At 65.3% G+C, this 15031-nt stretch carries 18 protein-coding genes and 2 pseudogenes; 6 read left to right on the top strand and 14 right to left on the bottom strand.

Annotated features, from left to right (window positions below; genetic code table 11):
* Positions 1–206, top strand: a pseudogene (locus tag F9K20_RS20700) (DEAD/DEAH box helicase); the annotation flags it as partial.
* Between the two features lie 41 nt (positions 207–247).
* Here F9K20_RS20700 and F9K20_RS20695 read toward each other — a convergent pair.
* The 11 genes from F9K20_RS20695 to F9K20_RS20645 all read right to left on the bottom strand — a co-directional run bounded on the left by F9K20_RS20695 (position 248) and on the right by F9K20_RS20645 (position 9452).
* Positions 248–820, bottom strand: a complete 573-nt coding sequence (locus tag F9K20_RS20695; protein WP_291006543.1) for a cytochrome b — start codon at positions 818–820, stop codon at positions 248–250.
* A gap of 94 nt (positions 821–914) precedes the next feature.
* Positions 915–1292, bottom strand: coding sequence for a TfoX/Sxy family protein (locus F9K20_RS20690; protein WP_291006541.1), 378 nt, complete (start codon positions 1290–1292; stop codon positions 915–917).
* Between the two features lie 43 nt (positions 1293–1335).
* Positions 1336–1893: a DUF924 family protein gene (locus tag F9K20_RS20685; RefSeq protein ID WP_291006553.1), complete on the bottom strand. Its 558-nt coding sequence runs from the start codon at positions 1891–1893 to the stop codon at positions 1336–1338.
* 11 nt (positions 1894–1904) lie between these two features.
* A complete protein-coding gene (locus F9K20_RS20680) occupies positions 1905–2291 on the bottom strand; it encodes an iron-sulfur cluster assembly accessory protein (protein WP_291006539.1) in 387 nt (128 codons plus the stop codon).
* A 74-nt stretch (positions 2292–2365) separates the two neighbouring features.
* The gene (locus tag F9K20_RS20675) at positions 2366–2773 is read right to left on the bottom strand and encodes an SUF system Fe-S cluster assembly protein (RefSeq protein WP_291006536.1); all 408 of its coding nucleotides are present in this window, start codon (positions 2771–2773) and stop codon (positions 2366–2368) included.
* Positions 2774–2783: 10 nt separating this feature from the next.
* The gene (locus F9K20_RS20670; protein WP_291006550.1) at positions 2784–4043 is read right to left on the bottom strand and encodes a cysteine desulfurase; all 1260 of its coding nucleotides are present in this window, start codon (positions 4041–4043) and stop codon (positions 2784–2786) included.
* A gap of 17 nt (positions 4044–4060) precedes the next feature.
* Entirely contained in the window at positions 4061–5530 is a 1470-nt protein-coding gene (gene sufD / locus F9K20_RS20665) for a Fe-S cluster assembly protein SufD (RefSeq protein ID WP_291006535.1), read from the bottom strand.
* 2 nt (positions 5531–5532) lie between these two features.
* On the bottom strand, positions 5533–6288 hold the full coding sequence (gene sufC, locus F9K20_RS20660) for a Fe-S cluster assembly ATPase SufC (protein WP_291006532.1): 756 nt from the start codon (positions 6286–6288) through the stop codon (positions 5533–5535).
* A 60-nt stretch (positions 6289–6348) separates the two neighbouring features.
* Entirely contained in the window at positions 6349–7818 is a 1470-nt protein-coding gene (gene sufB, locus F9K20_RS20655) for a Fe-S cluster assembly protein SufB (protein WP_291006530.1), read from the bottom strand.
* A 30-nt stretch (positions 7819–7848) separates the two neighbouring features.
* Entirely contained in the window at positions 7849–8979 is a 1131-nt protein-coding gene (locus F9K20_RS20650; protein ID WP_291006527.1) for a cysteine desulfurase family protein, read from the bottom strand.
* Positions 8976–9452 (bottom strand): Rrf2 family transcriptional regulator, encoded by a 477-nt coding sequence (locus tag F9K20_RS20645; protein WP_291006524.1) that lies wholly within the window; start codon positions 9450–9452, stop codon positions 8976–8978. Before F9K20_RS20645 ends, F9K20_RS20650 begins: the two co-directional genes overlap by 4 nt.
* A 274-nt stretch (positions 9453–9726) precedes the next feature.
* Between F9K20_RS20645 and F9K20_RS20640 the strand changes: the two genes are divergently transcribed.
* From F9K20_RS20640 to F9K20_RS20630, 3 genes are all read left to right on the top strand, one after another.
* A complete protein-coding gene (locus F9K20_RS20640) occupies positions 9727–10497 on the top strand; it encodes an alpha/beta hydrolase (protein ID WP_291006522.1) in 771 nt (256 codons plus the stop codon).
* Positions 10498–10518: 21 nt separating this feature from the next.
* Positions 10519–11511, top strand: a complete 993-nt coding sequence (locus tag F9K20_RS20635; RefSeq protein WP_291006548.1) for a M28 family peptidase — start codon at positions 10519–10521, stop codon at positions 11509–11511.
* 80 nt (positions 11512–11591) lie between these two features.
* Positions 11592–11924: a hypothetical protein gene (locus F9K20_RS20630; protein WP_291006519.1), complete on the top strand. Its 333-nt coding sequence runs from the start codon at positions 11592–11594 to the stop codon at positions 11922–11924.
* A gap of 14 nt (positions 11925–11938) precedes the next feature.
* Here F9K20_RS20630 and F9K20_RS20625 read toward each other — a convergent pair whose 3' ends face one another.
* From F9K20_RS20625 to F9K20_RS20615, 3 genes and pseudogenes are all read right to left on the bottom strand, one after another.
* On the bottom strand, positions 11939–12319 hold the full coding sequence (locus F9K20_RS20625; protein ID WP_291006545.1) for an SgcJ/EcaC family oxidoreductase: 381 nt from the start codon (positions 12317–12319) through the stop codon (positions 11939–11941).
* Between the two features lie 70 nt (positions 12320–12389).
* Positions 12390–12833 (bottom strand): annotated as a pseudogene (locus tag F9K20_RS20620) (SRPBCC domain-containing protein).
* Positions 12830–13138, bottom strand: a complete 309-nt coding sequence (locus F9K20_RS20615; RefSeq protein ID WP_291006516.1) for a helix-turn-helix transcriptional regulator — start codon at positions 13136–13138, stop codon at positions 12830–12832. Before F9K20_RS20615 ends, F9K20_RS20620 begins: the two are co-directional and overlap by 4 nt.
* A 125-nt stretch (positions 13139–13263) precedes the next feature.
* Here F9K20_RS20615 and F9K20_RS20610 point away from each other — a divergent pair, with 125 nt between their 5' ends.
* Positions 13264–13854 carry a TetR/AcrR family transcriptional regulator gene (locus F9K20_RS20610; RefSeq protein WP_291006513.1) on the top strand — a complete coding sequence of 197 codons (591 nt, stop codon included), beginning with the start codon at positions 13264–13266 and terminating at the stop codon, positions 13852–13854.
* Positions 13851–14765 (top strand): haloalkane dehalogenase, encoded by a 915-nt coding sequence (locus tag F9K20_RS20605; protein ID WP_291006511.1) that lies wholly within the window; start codon positions 13851–13853, stop codon positions 14763–14765. Before F9K20_RS20610 ends, F9K20_RS20605 begins: the two co-directional genes overlap by 4 nt.
* Positions 14766–15031 lie beyond the last annotated feature (266 nt).

The raw sequence follows: 15031 nt of genomic DNA, 5'->3' as shown, positions 1-15031 counted from the left end.
CTCAACCATCGGCGCATGCGCGGCCCCAGCCGCGCGCCGCACAGCCGGATACGAGGCCGGCAGCGCAGCCTCGTCCTGCTCATCAGCCGCGGCCTGAGCGGTCACGCGAGCGTCAGCCGGAAGGCGGCCGTTCGGGCTTCGCCGACAACGTGCCGGCGTTCCTGCGCAAGCCGGTGAAGCGCCCCGTGAAGGTCGCCGGCGAATAGTAGAAGGCGCGGCAACCGCCGCGCCCGATACCTCGTATATCTCAGACCGATCTTGTGCTCGCCGTGGGCCCACTCCCGAGCATGCGGCGCAGCGTGTTATCGCGCAGAATATAGTGGTGCCACAGCGCGGCGATCGCATGCAGCCCGACGAGCGCCATCAGCGCATAGGCGGCGAGCTCGTGGGCTTCCTCGAGGAAGTCCTCGGAGGCCGGTGACAAGCTGACGGGCGACGGCATCGGGACGACGCCGAACGCCTGCGGCTCGATGGGCGGCTCCGCGACGCCGGCCAGTAGCCAGCCGAGAATCGCCGCCGCGAAGGTCAGGGCGTACAGCGTCAGATGCGTCAACCGTGCAGCAGCATGCTGCCAGGCGGGCGTACTGGCCGGCGCCGCCGGTGGCGGATTGATGAGCGCCCAGATGATGCGCGCCGCCAGCACGAGAAGCAGGGTGATGCCGAGCGAGGCGTGGATGGCGAAGTAGTAAGGCCGATCGGCGCGCGCCGGAACCTCACTCATCCACAGCCCGAGCGCGAAGGTGGCGATCACCAGGAGGGCGACGGCCCAGTGCAAGGCGAGCGCCGGCCAGCCCCAGCTGTCTTTCGTGTTTCTGATCATTTTCTCCTCCACAACCTGGAGCCTCGGTCTCGCACAAGGCGGCTGACAGCTGCATGACGGGAGAGGGGGGAGGTCAGCCGGCGGCTGATTGCGATCAGCCGCGCCCGCGCGTCTTGGCCGCACGCGCCCGCGGCGATGGGCGTCTTGAAGTGCGCCGGGCGACATCGAGCGCCGCCCGCGCCCAGCTCAGCATCTCGTCGGGGTCATCGAGGAGGCGCTCGGGAATGCGCCAATAGGACATGGCAACGGTGCGGCCGTGGCTTTCGTAGGCGAAGGGAGGGAGCCCCTCCGCCTCGAAGGCGCCCTTCGTCGCCGCGTCGGCCTTGAGGTAGAACGTGTCCTCGGCAATGAGCCCGAACATTACGCCGTCGGCATAGACGCCAGCGCCGCCGAACATGCGGCGCACGCTCACGGGGCCGAGGCCGCGCAGGCTGTCCTTCAGCAGCTCGATGAACCCTTCGCTCGCGCTCATGGCGCATGATTGCGCCGGCGCGGCGATGCAGCAAGGGCTCTGCCTAGAACGAGCTGCCGGGCTGCTGGAGGAAGGTCAGCTCCTCGAGCGTCGGCGTGCGCCCAAGCACGGCGTTGCGGTGCGGAAAGCGGCCAAACCGCTTGATCACGTCGTGATGGGCGTGGGCGTAGCGGGTGTACTCCTCGTCGCCCAGCGATGCCATCAGCGCAATGCAGCGCTCCTGGTCGGCGAGCGCTTCGCTGTGCTCGAACGGCAGGTAGAGAAACACGCGCCGCTCGACCGGCAGCTCCTGGTCGAGTCCGCGGGCGACCGCCTGCTTCGCGACGGCCAGTGCTTGCGCATCGTTGGCGAAGGCGCGTGCTTCGCCGCGGAAGACGTTGCGCGGAAACTGGTCGAGCACGACAACTGAGGCGAGCGAGCGGTCGGCGCTCGTCAGCGCTTCATCGGCGGCGAGCGCAGCGATCTCATCGATGAGCGGTAGGAAGCGAGCGCGGATCTGCGCGTCAAGCACTGCATCCTTGACGAACCATGTCTTGCGACCGAGCTCGTCGAACCAGAAGTGCAGCACGTCTCCGACCCAGCTCGGCTCGGACCCGCGCATCGTCACGGGCGTCAATCTTGCTGGGCGAGGCGCTGCGCGCTCTCGGCCGGAACGAGGTTGACGCTCTCGCCGCAACCGCAAGCGCCGCGCTGGTTCGGGTTGTTGAACACGAACTGGCTGGCGAGCTTGTCGGTCTTGAAGTCCATCTCGGTGCCGAGCAGGTACATGATGGCCGACGGCTCGATCAGCAGCACGGCGCCTTCCTGCTCGACCACCTCGTCGTGCGGGCCCTTCTGCTCGGCCACGGCCATGGTGTACTCCATGCCGGCGCAGCCGCCCTTCTTGACGCCGATCCGCAAGCCCAGCGCACCCGGATTGGCGGCCATCAGCGCGTTGACGCGGCGCACGGCAGCGTCCGTCAAAGTCACGACCTTGGGCATCATGCGCAGTGTGGGCATCTCGGTAGTCCTGATGTGCGTCAGTCCCACATATAGTCAGTGTCGGGCGATTGCGAAACCGCGGTGTTTTCGAATTAGAACATGTTGAGGGCGAGCCGTGCCTCGTCCGACATGCGGCTCATGTCCCAGGGCGGATCGAAGGTCATGGTCACCGTGGTATTGTTGACACCCGGCACCGCGTTGACGGCGTTCTCCACCCACCTCGGCATCTCGCCCGCCACCGGGCAGCCGGGCGCCGTCAGCGTCATGGATATGGCGACGTTGCGGTCCTCGTCGACGTCGACCGAGTAGATCAGCCCCAGTTCGTAGATGTCGGCCGGGATCTCCGGGTCGTAGACCGTCTTCAACGCCGCGATGATATCGCGCAGCAGCGGATCGTCGGCGTCGGCCGGCTCCGTAGCGGCGGCCTCCTGCGTCTCCACCTCGGACTTTTCGATGGTGGCCAGTTCCGCCGCCTCGGTCTCGGTTGGTTTGCCGTCCATGGCGATACCCTTACGCGAACAGCTCGTGCGCCCGCTTCAGCGCGCTAACGAGCGCATCGACTTCCTCTTTGGTGTTGTACATGGCGAACGAGGCGCGGCACACGGCCGTCACCCCCAGCCGCTCCATCAGCGGCTGCGCACAGTGATGCCCGGCCCGTACCGCGACGCCCGAACGGTCGATGACCGTGGCGATGTCGTGGGCGTGGAGGCCGTCCATGGTAAAGGAAACGATCGCCCCCTTGTCGGGCGTCGTGCCGTAGATCTTCAGCCACGGAAGCTCGGCCATTTGCGCCTGTGCATACTCGAGCAGCGCACTCTCGTGGCGCGCGATGGGATCGCGCCCGACCTGCATCATGTAGTTGAGCGCCGCGCCCAGCCCGATGGCCTCGACGATGGGCGGTGTGCCGGCCTCGAACTTGTGCGGGGTCTTGCCGTAGGTGATGCCGTCGACGGCGACCTGCTCGATCATTCCGCCGCCGCCCTGGTAGGGACGCATGGCGTCGAGATGCGCCTTCTTGGCGTAGAGCACGCCAATACCGGTCGGTCCGTAGGTCTTGTGGCCGGTGAAGATGTAGAAATCGACATCGAGATCGCGCACGTCGACGGGAAGGTGCACCGCCGCCTGGCTGCCGTCGACGACGACGGGGATGCCGCGTGCATGCGCCATGCGCACGATGTCGCGCACCGGCACCAGCGTGCCGGTGACGTTCGACATGTGCGTGATGGCGACGATCTTGGTGCGCGGCGTCAGCAGCCGCTCGAACTCATCGAGCAGCAATTCGCCGCTGTCGGAGATGGGCGCCCATTTCAGCACCGCACCCTTGCGTTCCCGGTGGAAGTGCCAGGGGACGATGTTGGAGTGGTGCTCCATGATCGACAGGACGATCTCGTCGCCCTCGCCGAGACCGGCACCGAAGGAGTCGGCCACGAGGTTGAGGGCGGCAGTCGCATTCTTGGTGAAGATGATCTCGTCGGCGCTGCCTGCATTGAGGAAGCGACGGGTCATCTCGCGCGCGTCCTCGAAATGCTGCGTCGCCGTGTTCGACAGGTAATGCAGGCCGCGGTGCACATTGGCGTACTCGAAGCGAAGGACATGATCCATCGTCTCGATCACCGAGCGCGGCTTCTGCGCCGATGCGGCATTGTCGAGATAGACGAGCGGCTTGCCGTAGATCTCGCGAAAGAGGATGGGGAAGTCGGCGCGGATGCGCTCGACATCGTACGGCGCACCGGAAATTCCGGGCACCGCCGTGCGCGCCACCTCGCTCATCTCGCGTATGCCTGTCGTCATGCGACACCTTTCGCCGGCGCTGTCTCGTGCAGCCATGCGCGCGCCAACTCCGTCAGCGCCGCGCGCAGATCCTCGCACTCGACCTTTTCGAGCGCCTCTCCGATAAACGATTCGATCAGCAGGGCGCGGGCCTGCTGCTCGGGAATGCCGCGCGCGCGGCAGTAGAACAGCAGATCCTCGTCGAGATCGGCGCTGGTGGAGCCGTGGCCGCAAACGACATCATCGGCGTAGATCTCGAGCTCGGGCTTGGAATCGAACTCGCAGTCCGGCGACAGCATCAGCACCTGGGCCATCTGCTTGCCGTCGGTCTTCTGCGCGTCGGGGCGCACGATGACCTTGCCCTGGAATATCCCGCGCGCGTGCCCGTCGAGCACACCCTTGAACAGCTCGCGGCTGGTGCACCCCGGCACCGCGTGATCGACGAGCAGCGTCGTATCGATGTGCTCGCCGCCGCGCCCGAGGAAGGCGCCGGAAAGGTCGAGGTTGCCGCCCGTGCCGGCGAAGCTGACGCCGATCTGATTGCGGGCGAGCGCGGTGCCGGAGGTGAAGTGGAAGCCGCGGTAGTCGGCATCGGGGCCGAGCTCGACCAGCCAGTTTGCCAGGTGCACTCCGCCGCCCGCCTCGAGCGTGCACTTGAAGTGCGCCAGCTTGGCGCCCTTGCCGACGATGACCTTCGTCGCCGTGTTGAGCTGGAAGTCATTGGCCGCCGTCGGCAGCGTCACGAACGCCTCGATGAGGCTCGCCTCGGCGCCCTCGCCGACCCGCACGACATTGCGCGTGGCAACGAAGCCCGGTGCTTCGGCTGCACGCAACGAAACGATGAGCAGAGGCCGATCGAGCCTGGCCTCGGGGGTGATGTCGATGACGGCGCCATCGGCCGCGTAGGCGGTGTTGAGCGCCAGCACCGCATCGTCGTCGCGGCCGCTGGTATCGAGAAGCTCGGCGGCGCTCGTATCGCTCTTCAGCAAGGTGGCCAGCGAGGCAACGCTCACAGCGCCGTCGGCAACGAGCGCCGACAGGTCGGGCGCGTACTGGCCGTCGACGAACACGACGCGATGCGCCGGCACCGCGGCGAGCGGCCCCAGGGCCGCATCGATGTCGGTGTGTGTGACATGCGGGATCCGGCGCGCTGGAGGCGGCAGCGCGTCCTTCATCAGGCCGCGCAGGTCGGTGTACTTCCACGCCTCGATGCGCCGGTGCGGCAGCCCCAACGAGCCGAACCGCCCCATGGCGTCAAGGCGCAACTTGCGGATTTCCGCGCCGCCGGGCAACTCCGCCGCGGCCGCGCCGAACGCCTCGCTCAAGCCCTGCTCCGTCTTCGTCTTCAAAACCGCTACGTTCATCTCGCGCCTCCCCGGCGCATGTTGTGTCGGTGACGTTGTCGTCGCGTGCGCGCCGCCGTCGACGGCCTGCGCCATTCCGGCAGCCGCCTGCATCTCGTCGGCGATCGTCGCGTCGCGCTGCATCTCTAGGCCGCCTTCACTTGGTATTCCGCGTAGCCCGACTTCTCGAGCTCCTTGGCGAGCGAGGCGTCGCCCGATTTACGGATCTTTCCATCCACCATGACGTGAACGCGGTCCGGAACGATGTAGTTCAACAGCCGCTGGTAGTGGGTGATGACCAGCATCGAGCGATCTTTCGAGCGCATCGAGTTGACGCCGTCGGCGACGACGCGCAGCGCGTCGATGTCGAGGCCACTGTCCGTCTCGTCGAGTACGCACAGCGAAGGTTCGAGGACCTCCATCTGGAGGATCTCAGAGCGCTTCTTCTCGCCGCCCGAGAAGCCAACGTTGACCGGGCGCTTCAGCATCTCGGTGTCGATGTTGAGCCGCTCGGCCTTGGCCCTGACGAGCTTCATGAAATCGGGCGTCGTCAGCTCTGCCTGGCCGCGCGCCTTGCGCACCGCATTCATCGCCGTGCGCAGGAACGTGAGACCGGCGACGCCGGGGATCTCCATCGGGTACTGGAAAGCCAGGAACACGCCCTTGGCGGCGCGCTCCTCCGGCTCCATCTCCAGCACGCTCTCGCCGTTCCACAGGATGTCGCCGCGCGTCACCTCGTAGTCATCGCGCCCGGCGAGCACGTAGGCGAGCGTCGACTTGCCCGACCCGTTGGGGCCCATGATGGCGTGCACCTCGCCCTTGGGGATCGATAGCGACAGCCCCTTGAGGATCTCCCGATCCTCGTCGGCGATCTTCACGTGCAGGTCTTTGATCTCGAGCATTCAACACTCCGTCTTGAACTCTCGCGGCCGTCGAGCCGCTGATTGCATCCGTCGAGCCGGTTAGCCGACCGACCCTTCCAGTGAGATGCCGATCAGCTTCTGCGTCTCGGCCATGAACTCCATCGGCAGCTTCTGCAGAACGTCGCGCACGAAGCCATTGACGACGAGCGCCACCGCCTCCTCGCTGGAGAGCCCGCGCTGGCGGCAGTAGAACAGCGTGTCGTCCGAGATCTTCGACGTCGTCGCCTCGTGCTCGAAGTGCGCGAACGAGTTCTTCGCCTCGATGTACGGCACCGTGTGCGCACCGCACTTGTCGCCGATCAACAGCGAGTCGCAGTTGGTGAAGTTGCGCGCGCCGGTCGCCTTGCGGTGCGCCGAGACGAGCCCGCGGTAGGTGTTCTGCGAGTGCCCGGCGGCGATGCCTTTGGAGATGATGCGGCTCGACGAGTTCTTGCCAAGGTGGATCATCTTGGTCCCAGAGTCGACCTGCTGATAGCCGTTCGACACGGCGATCGAGTAGAACTCGCCGCGCGAATAGTCGCCGCGCAGGATGCAGCTCGGGTACTTCCAGGTGATGGCCGAGCCGGTCTCCACCTGCGTCCAGGAGATCTTCGAATGGTGGCCGCGGCAGTCGCCGCGCTTGGTCACGAAGTTATAGATGCCGCCTTTGCCGTGCTTGTCGCCTGGGTACCAGTTCTGCACGGTGGAGTACTTGATCTCGGCGTCATCGAGCGCGACGAGCTCGACCACGGCGGCGTGCAGCTGGTGCTCGTCGCGCTTGGGCGCCGTGCAGCCTTCGAGGTAGGACACGTAGGCGCCCTTGTCGGCGATGATCAGCGTGCGCTCGAACTGGCCGGTCTGCTTCTCGTTGATGCGGAAGTAGGTCGACAGCTCCATCGGGCAGCGGACGCCCTCCGGCACGTAGACGAACGAGCCGTCGGAGAACACCGCCGAGTTGAGCGCGGCATAGAAGTTGTCGCCCTGCGGCACCACCGAGCCGAGGTACTTCTTGACCAGCTCGGGATGCTCGCGGATGGCCTCCGAGATGGAGCAGAAGATGACGCCGGCCTTGGCCAGCTCCTCCTTGAAGGTGGTCACCACGGAGACGCTGTCGAACACGGCGTCGACGGCAACGCGCGCGCCCTTGACACCCGCCAGCACCTCTTGCTCCTTCAGTGGGATGCCGAGCTTCGCGTAGGTGGCGAGCAGCTCGGGATCGACCTCGGCGAGGCTCTTCGGCCCCTCGGTCGATTTCGGCGCCGCGTAATAGTAGAGATCCTGGAAGTCGATCTTCGGATAGGTGACGTTGGCCCACGTCGGCTCGGTCATGTTGACCCAGCGCCGGTAAGCCTCCAGCCGCCACTCGAGCATCCACGCCGGCTCGCCCTTCTTGGCCGAGATGTAGCGCACGATGTCCTCATTGAGGCCCTTCGGCGCCTTTACCGTCTCGATCTTGGTCTCGAAGCCATACTTGTACTGATCGACGTCGATCTTACGGACCTGGTCGATCGTCTCTTGAACCGCTGCCATAACTACCCTTTCAACGTCCTAGCTCGTGGCTCACGCGGCGAGTGCCGCGCCGCCTGCAACCTTCTCCCAAGCCGCCAGGAAGGCGGCGATGTCGTCTTCACTCGTCTCAGGCCCGAGGCTCACGCGCACCGCCGAGTGGGTGATGTCGATGGGAAGGCCCATTGCTTCGAGCACGCTGTTGGCGCCGACCTTGCCCGATGAGCATGCCGCGCCGGCGCTGATCGCCACGCCCTCGAGGTCCATGCGGATGACCAGCGTCTCCGCTGACTTGCCCGGAACGGCAATGCACGAGGTATTGCCAATGCGCGGCGCATTGCCGCCGATGATGACCGCGCCCGGCGTCGCCGCCGTGACACCCGCTTCGAGCCGGTCGCGCAACACTTCGATGCGCGCCGCCACACCCGTCTCACGCGCCACTTCCGCGGCCGCGGCGCCGAAGCCGGCAATGCCGGCCACGTTCTCGGTTCCGCAGCGGCGGCGGCGCTCTTGGCCACCGCCCCTAATCAGAGCCGGCAGGTTGACGCCGTCGCGCACGATGAGCGCGCCGACACCGCGCGGTCCGCCGAGCTTGTGGGCGGACACGACGAGCGCGTCGGCGCCCAGCTCGGCAAAATTCACCGGCAGCCGCCCGGGTCCCTGCACGGCATCGACGTGCAGCGGGACGCCGTGCATGCGGGCCAGCTCAGCCGCTTGCGCCACCGGCTGGATGACGCCAGTCTCGTTGTTGGCCAGCATCACACTGAGCAGTGTGCGCGCCCCGCTTGCCGCCGCATGTGCGAGAGCATCCGCTACGGCAGGAAGATCGACGATACCGCCGGCGCCGGCGGGCAGCTCAATGAGCCTGGCGCCGCAGGCGCGCGCCGGCGCCAGCACCGAGTCGTGCTCGATGGCCGAGACGCAGATCGCCTCCCAGCCCGCCGCCATCACGCAGTTGTTGGCTTCCGTGGCGCCGCTGGCGAACACCACCTCGCTCGGCTTGGCGCCGATGAGCGCTGCCACCTGCTCGCGCGCCGTATCGATGATGGCGCGTGCGCGCCGGCCCTCCGCGTGCACCGACGAGGGATTGCCGATGGCATCGTGCGCAGCGAGCATTGCGGCGCGCGCAGCCGGCCGCAGCGGTGCGGAGGCGTTGCAGTCGAGGTAGGTGCGCGTCGCGGTCATCGGGCGATCAGCTCCGGTTCGCGCTGTGGCTGGGTTTCGCGTCGCGGCGCGTCGGGAAGCTTGCCGACCGGTATGCCATCGACCACCTCTTGCAGGGAGACGTTGGCCAGGAATGCGACGATGTGCGCACCCAGCGCGTGCCACAGATCGTGCGTCAGGCAGCGGTGCTCATGCAGGCAGCCCACATCGGCGTCGAGGCAACGCGTCAGCCGCGTCTCCTCCTCGACCGCCTTCATGATCTCGTCGATGTGGATGGCGTGTGCCGGGCGCGCCAGCACGTAGCCGCCCGAGCGGCCGCGCGCGCTCTCGACGAGGCCGGCGCGTCGCAGCCGCAAAAAGATCTGCTCGAGGTAAGCCAAAGACAGGCTCTGCCGCTCGGCGATGGCCGACAGCGGAACGGCGGAGACCGCGCCGTGCTTGGCGAGATCGGCCATGGCCATCACCGCGTAGCGCGCCTTGGTGTTCAACTCCACGCAACGTCCTCCAGACTGCGCCCTTACGGGCCGCGCACGGGCGCTTTCTCTTGCAATCGACACCGGGCCGTGTGCTAAGAAGCGCCACCATCGAAAATGCCGGTAGCCCTAGCGGTGGGCCGCGTACTTTCGAACGGTTCTAAAGTCTATAGAATATGAAAATTCCGAGCCCGCAAGTCAAGGTTTCGGCATCGCCCGATTCCACGGCCCGTTCAAGGGCCCTGCCGCCCCCGCGCCGGCGGCGCAACCGCAGCCCCTAAGAGTTGGAACCAGAATGCCCGAGCTGATCATCAATGGGCCTGCGGGCCGTCTCGAAGCCCGCTATCACCACGAGCCGGCCAACGACAGCCCGATTGCGCTGATCCTGCATCCCCACCCGCAGTTCGGCGGGACGATGAACAACCAAGTCGTGTACACGCTCTATCACACCTTCGTGGAGCGCGGCTTTTCGGTGCTCCGCTTCAACTTTCGCGGCGTCGGCCGCAGCCAGGGGATCTGGGACGGTGGCCCGGGCGAGTTGTCGGATGCCGCCTCGGCCCTCGACTGGCTGCAGATCGTCAAGCCCGACGCCAAGAGCTGCTGGATCGCCGGCGTCTCGTTCGGCACCTGGATCGCCATGCAGCTTCTGATGCGCCGTCCCGAGGTGGAGGGCTTCATCTGCGTGGCGCCGCCATCGAACCTCTATGACTTCTCCTTCCTCGCGCCGTGCCCTTCCTCGGGCCTGATGATCAACGGCGACAAGGACCGCGTCGTCCCGTCGAACTCGGTCGCCGAACTATCGCAGCGCTTGAAGACGCAGCGCGGCATCAAGATCACGCACCAGGTCATTCCCGGCGCCAACCACTTCTTCGAGAACAAGACGGAAGAACTGAAGGAGGCCGTCGGCGCCTACGTCGATGCGCGCATGGAGCAGGCCGAGATCGATCGCGCCAAGGAAAAGGAGCGCGAGCGCGAGAAGGAGCGCGAACGTCAGCGCCAGCGCGAGATCGAACGCCAGGAGGAGGCAAGCGGCGCCGGCGAGGATGCAGGGGCCGATGCAGATTAGCGGATCGCCAGCGTGATCAAGATGGTGGCTCTGTGGGGCGCAGGGCTGCTGCTCCTGCTCGTCGCTGCCCTGGCGGCGGCCTACTGGTATTCACTCAGCCTGCCGGGTGAAACCTTCACGGGGACGCCGCCACCGGTGACGGACGCCGAGCGCGACCTCGCCGCGCGCCTGCGCCGGCATGTCGAAGCCATCGCCAGCGTGCCGCACAACGTGCAGCACTACGCGGCGCTAGAGCGATCGGCCGCCTACATCGAAGCCGAGCTCGAGGGCCTCGGCTATGCGCCGCAAGCGCAGGTCTACGACATCGGGGCCAAGCCGGTGCGCAATATCGCCGTCGAGCTGGCGCCGCCGGACGCGGGCCCGGGGACGCCGAGCCTCGTCGTCGGCGCGCACTATGATTCCTTCGGGCCGGCGCCGGGCGCCAACGACAACGGCAGCGGCGCGGCCGCCGTGCTCGAGCTCGCACGCCTGCTGAAGGACGCGGCCCCGAAGGACAAGCGCCTGCGGCTCGTCCTCTTCGTCAACGAGGAGCCGCCCTACGACCGCACGCCCGACATGGGCAGCTACCGCTACGCCAAGAGCCTGAAAGACAGCGGCGAAGCGCTCATCGGCATGATCTCGCTGGAGACGCTCGGCTGCTACTCCGACAAGCCCGGGACGCAGGAATACCCGCCGCCCTTCGGATTGTTCTTCCCCGACACGGCCAACTTCATCGCCTTCGTTGCGCTACCCGGCGGGCGCGCCTTCCTGCAGCACATAGTCGCCTCGTTCCGTGCTCACACGCAATTCCCCACCATCGGCGGTACGGCGCCCGACCAGGTTGCCGGAATCGGCTGGTCGGACCACTGGTCGTTTTGGAGATTCGGCTATCCGGCGGTGATGGTCACCGACACGGCGCTGTTCCGCTACCGCCACTACCACGAGCCGACCGACACGCCCGACAAGGTCGATTACGACAAGCTCGCCCGCATCACCCTTGGCCTCGAGCAGGCGCTGCGCGATCTGTTGCGCTGAGGCATCCGCTCGCGCTCTGATGCGCCGGTTCCGCTACGGGCCATCAGCAGTCAGTCTATCATGGGGAATTGGTATCGGGCATGACCGCACGAAAGGAACTACTCACCCATCTCTGGAAGGAAGTGATCAACATCAATCTGCGCGACGCGTCGCTGGACAACATAATTGCCAACTGCAAGCGCAATCCAACTGGACCCTTCGGTGACACGGGACCGGCCATCGAACGGATACTGGCGGCAGGGACCTCCAGATCCGACTTGTGCCTTGCTATGCGGAGCGCCGCCTACGAGGCAGCCTTCGGAACACTTTACTCCTTGAGCGAACCGGGCTCAGATCCGGACGACGACCTAACCACACTCTATGAGGAGCTGCTCATGGCGGACCCGAGCGGAACTGGAGGGCGCTCGAGGTAGCACAGGGAATCGAACTAACGCACGGCCAGAAGATTGGCGTCGCGAGAGAGGCGCCATTTGCCGTCAACCCCTTTGCGCAAAATTGTGAGTGTATGGCCAGACCTGTGAATGGGCGCACCGCTGAGTGGTGTGACTGTCATATCAATGTGGCTGCGAAGAAATGCCCAATCACCTGCAATCTGAATCTCTTGAATCTCGCTAGCGGCCTCAATTTGCATGTCCATCATGCGAGTTGAGGCAGATGCAAACTCTGCTTTTCCAAATGGCTGCTGCCCGGGTACCAGGAAGACGACGTCGTCCGTCATCAGTCCCAACACAGTGGCAAGATCGCCAGTCTTGGTGGCGAACATCCAGGTATCCACCAAGCTCCGAATTGCTATTTCATCGTCATGCATCATACCACCATCACAGCATCGCTTTCGGAGCACCGCGCGGCCTCGGTTTGGGTCATTTGCCGAATTCAACCTAGTGCACTAGCACTGCCTGGGATTTAACTTGCTCCAGTAGCTTCTCCAGAGTCCTTGCTAGCCGCTCAAGCACGGCGGGCCAGCCGGACTTCACTCCCTCAAGTGCCTGGCGCCCCATCGGCGTATCCAGGTTAAACCGTTCGTGCCGAAGGCGGAGACTTGTCCCAGCCCCCTTAGGCGTCAGCTGCCAGGTGATGATCGTAGCGAGTGCTCCGGCGGCGAACAGCTAGCGGAGCAAGCCCTCCGGCTCAACGGCGAGCACATCGCAAGGCTGCTTGTCCCAGCGGCCCATATCGAGCTCAAACTTGTGCCCGACGATGGGCCTCACATCGCCTGCCGCCCACCACAGCGCGTGGAGCTCGGGCGTGGTCAAGGCTTTCCAAACAGCCGCGGGCGGGTGGGCGTAGCGATGCTCCAACTCGATGACGTTCACTGTCTTCATTGGCGTTTCTCCCGGTCAAGAAGCGTCTCGAGCGCCTGCATCCGCGCGGTCCAGTAGTGTGTAAAGGTCTCCAGCCAGGCCTCGACTTCGCCGAGCGGTCTTGGATCGAGGTGGTAGTAGCGCTCGCGTCCACGCGGCTCCTCACGCACAAGCCCCACCCGCCGCAGCACCTGCAGGTGTTCGGACACTGCCGGACGTCCAATCGAAAAACTGCGCGAGAGCTCCGTCACGGGCTGCGGTCCTTCGCGAAGTGCGGCGAGGATCTGCCGGCGCGCGGGATTGGCAAGCGCTGAGAACACGTCCATGTCCGTTGAATCCACCAACCCATTGTCCTAGTCAGGCAATATGCGTCGGAATTATCCGACGCGTCAACGATTTCCGACGCATCGCGCCTCTTGACTTTAAATACGTACGTCCGTATTGAAAAACTATGACCAAGCCATCGCTGAAAGATCCAATCCTCGCCGCCGGCCTGCGCGTGATGTTCCGTAAGGGTTACGAGGGGGCGAGTGTGCGCGATATCGTGGCTGAGGCTGGGGCCCCGCAGGGCTCCTTCACCAACCATTTCCGGTCCAAAGAAGTGTTCGCCTGCGCGGTGTTGGACCGCTACTTCGATCACGTGAAGGGCCTAGTCGCGCAAGCGCTAAACGACACCACGCTGACGCCTCGGCAGCGGCTCAGACGCTATCTCGACATCATCACCGGCAGGCTCGAGGCCGACGGCTGGAGCCGCGGCTGCTTGATCGGCGACCTCAGCCTCGAAGCTTCGGGCTCCAGCGAGATGCTGCGGACGCGCCTTGCATCCATCTTCGAAGAATGGCGGGTGCCGTTCGCGTCAAGCATAGCCGAGGCGCAGGCCGCGCGCGAGATTGCCTCCACTTTCGACCCCTTGGATCTCGCTGAGTATCTGCTTGCCTCCTGGCAAGGCGCGATCTTGCGCATGAAGGTCGAGCGCAGCCCCGCCGCGCTCGAGCGTTTCAAGACCATTGCCTTCGCAACCGTGTTCAAGGAGCTGCCATGAGCACGCATGCCGACACCGTGCTGCATCGCCGCCCCGTATTGGGATCGACGATGGCCTATCGCGCGGCAGGTGAGCCGGGTACGCCTGTCGCCCTGTTCCTACATGGCAATCCGACGTCCTCCTACATCTGGCGAAACATCCTGCCGCTCGTGGCACCGGTGGCGCATTGCATTGCGCCCGATCTCATCGGCTTCGGCCAGTCCGAGCGGCCCGACATCGCCTATCGCTTCGCCGACCATGTGCGCTATATCGATGCGCTGATTGTCGAGCTGGAACTGAGCTCGGCCTACCTCGTCGCTCAAGACTGGGGCACGTCGCTCGCCTTCCATCTCGCCGCACGCAGACCTGACTTCGTGCGCGGTCTGGCGTTCATGGAGTTCATCCGGCCAATGGCAACATGGGATGAGTTCCATCAGGTCCCTGCTGCGCGCGAGACATTCCGCAAGTTCAGAACGGAAGGCGAGGGCGAGAGGATGGTCCTCGAGGGCAACGCATTCATCGAGCGCGTGCTGCCGGGCTCGATTGTGCGCACGCTGAGCGAGCAGGAGATGGACGCCTACCGCGCGCCGTTCCCCACGCCGGAGAGCCGCCGTCCCATTCTTGCACTCCCACGCGAGCTGCCGATCATCGGCGAGCCGACGGACGTGCATGAGATGCTTGAGGTTGCGCACGCCGCCCTCAAGATTGCGGACTATCCCAAGCTCTTGTTCGTTGGTGAGCCCGGCGCCCTCGTCGCTCCGGCATTCGCCGAGCAATTCGCGGCCTCTCTCAGGCACTGCACGGTCGTGCACCTCGGACCTGGACGACACTACTTGCAAGAGGACCACCCCGACGCGATCGGCCGGTCCATTGCCGGGTGGATTGCCGGGATCGAGGCCGTCAACACTCGTTCCGTCGATCGGGCAGCCTGAGAGTGACGTGTAGCAGGAGGAGGTCAACATGTTGGACGTATCGACCATCCTGCTCCCTAGCGGCAAAGGGAAACGCGCCAAGCCATCACGGGTGCAAAGCGACGGGTCAACGAGCAGCGTCGGAGCTATCTGATCTCCCACAAGCGGTGACGTTCTGCCGCCGCTAAAAACGTCGACCCAGGGTCAAAAGCCGAAGTAATCCCCGCCCTTTCCACCTCGCGCATTACTCACCACAACTTTATCCCCGCCCTCCAAACCCCCCGTAG

The organism is Hyphomicrobium sp. (genome assembly GCF_009026145.1).
Lineage (GTDB): Bacteria > Pseudomonadota > Alphaproteobacteria > Rhizobiales > Hyphomicrobiaceae > Hyphomicrobium_A.
This window is presented reverse-complemented; position numbering and strand designations above follow the sequence as displayed.

Coding starts and splice junctions, on each gene's coding strand:
- F9K20_RS20670 (WP_291006550.1), bottom strand. CDS start 4,043: ATGAGCGAGGTGGCGCGCACGGCGGTGCCCGGAATTTCCGGTGCGCCG.
- F9K20_RS20640 (WP_291006522.1), top strand. CDS start 9,727: ATGCCCGAGCTGATCATCAATGGGCCTGCGGGCCGTCTCGAAGCCCGC.
- sufB (WP_291006530.1), bottom strand. CDS start 7,818: ATGGCAGCGGTTCAAGAGACGATCGACCAGGTCCGTAAGATCGACGTC.
- F9K20_RS20610 (WP_291006513.1), top strand. CDS start 13,264: ATGACCAAGCCATCGCTGAAAGATCCAATCCTCGCCGCCGGCCTGCGC.
- sufD (WP_291006535.1), bottom strand. CDS start 5,530: ATGCAGCGCGACGCGACGATCGCCGACGAGATGCAGGCGGCTGCCGGA.
- F9K20_RS20615 (WP_291006516.1), bottom strand. CDS start 13,138: ATGGACGTGTTCTCAGCGCTTGCCAATCCCGCGCGCCGGCAGATCCTC.
- sufC (WP_291006532.1), bottom strand. CDS start 6,288: ATGCTCGAGATCAAAGACCTGCACGTGAAGATCGCCGACGAGGATCGG.
- F9K20_RS20685 (WP_291006553.1), bottom strand. CDS start 1,893: ATGCGCGGGTCCGAGCCGAGCTGGGTCGGAGACGTGCTGCACTTCTGG.
- F9K20_RS20635 (WP_291006548.1), top strand. CDS start 10,519: ATGGTGGCTCTGTGGGGCGCAGGGCTGCTGCTCCTGCTCGTCGCTGCC.
- F9K20_RS20695 (WP_291006543.1), bottom strand. CDS start 820: ATGATCAGAAACACGAAAGACAGCTGGGGCTGGCCGGCGCTCGCCTTG.
- F9K20_RS20680 (WP_291006539.1), bottom strand. CDS start 2,291: ATGCCCACACTGCGCATGATGCCCAAGGTCGTGACTTTGACGGACGCT.
- F9K20_RS20650 (WP_291006527.1), bottom strand. CDS start 8,979: ATGACCGCGACGCGCACCTACCTCGACTGCAACGCCTCCGCACCGCTG.
- F9K20_RS20690 (WP_291006541.1), bottom strand. CDS start 1,292: ATGAGCGCGAGCGAAGGGTTCATCGAGCTGCTGAAGGACAGCCTGCGC.
- F9K20_RS20675 (WP_291006536.1), bottom strand. CDS start 2,773: ATGGACGGCAAACCAACCGAGACCGAGGCGGCGGAACTGGCCACCATC.
- F9K20_RS20630 (WP_291006519.1), top strand. CDS start 11,592: ATGACCGCACGAAAGGAACTACTCACCCATCTCTGGAAGGAAGTGATC.
- F9K20_RS20625 (WP_291006545.1), bottom strand. CDS start 12,319: ATGCATGACGATGAAATAGCAATTCGGAGCTTGGTGGATACCTGGATG.
- F9K20_RS20605 (WP_291006511.1), top strand. CDS start 13,851: ATGAGCACGCATGCCGACACCGTGCTGCATCGCCGCCCCGTATTGGGA.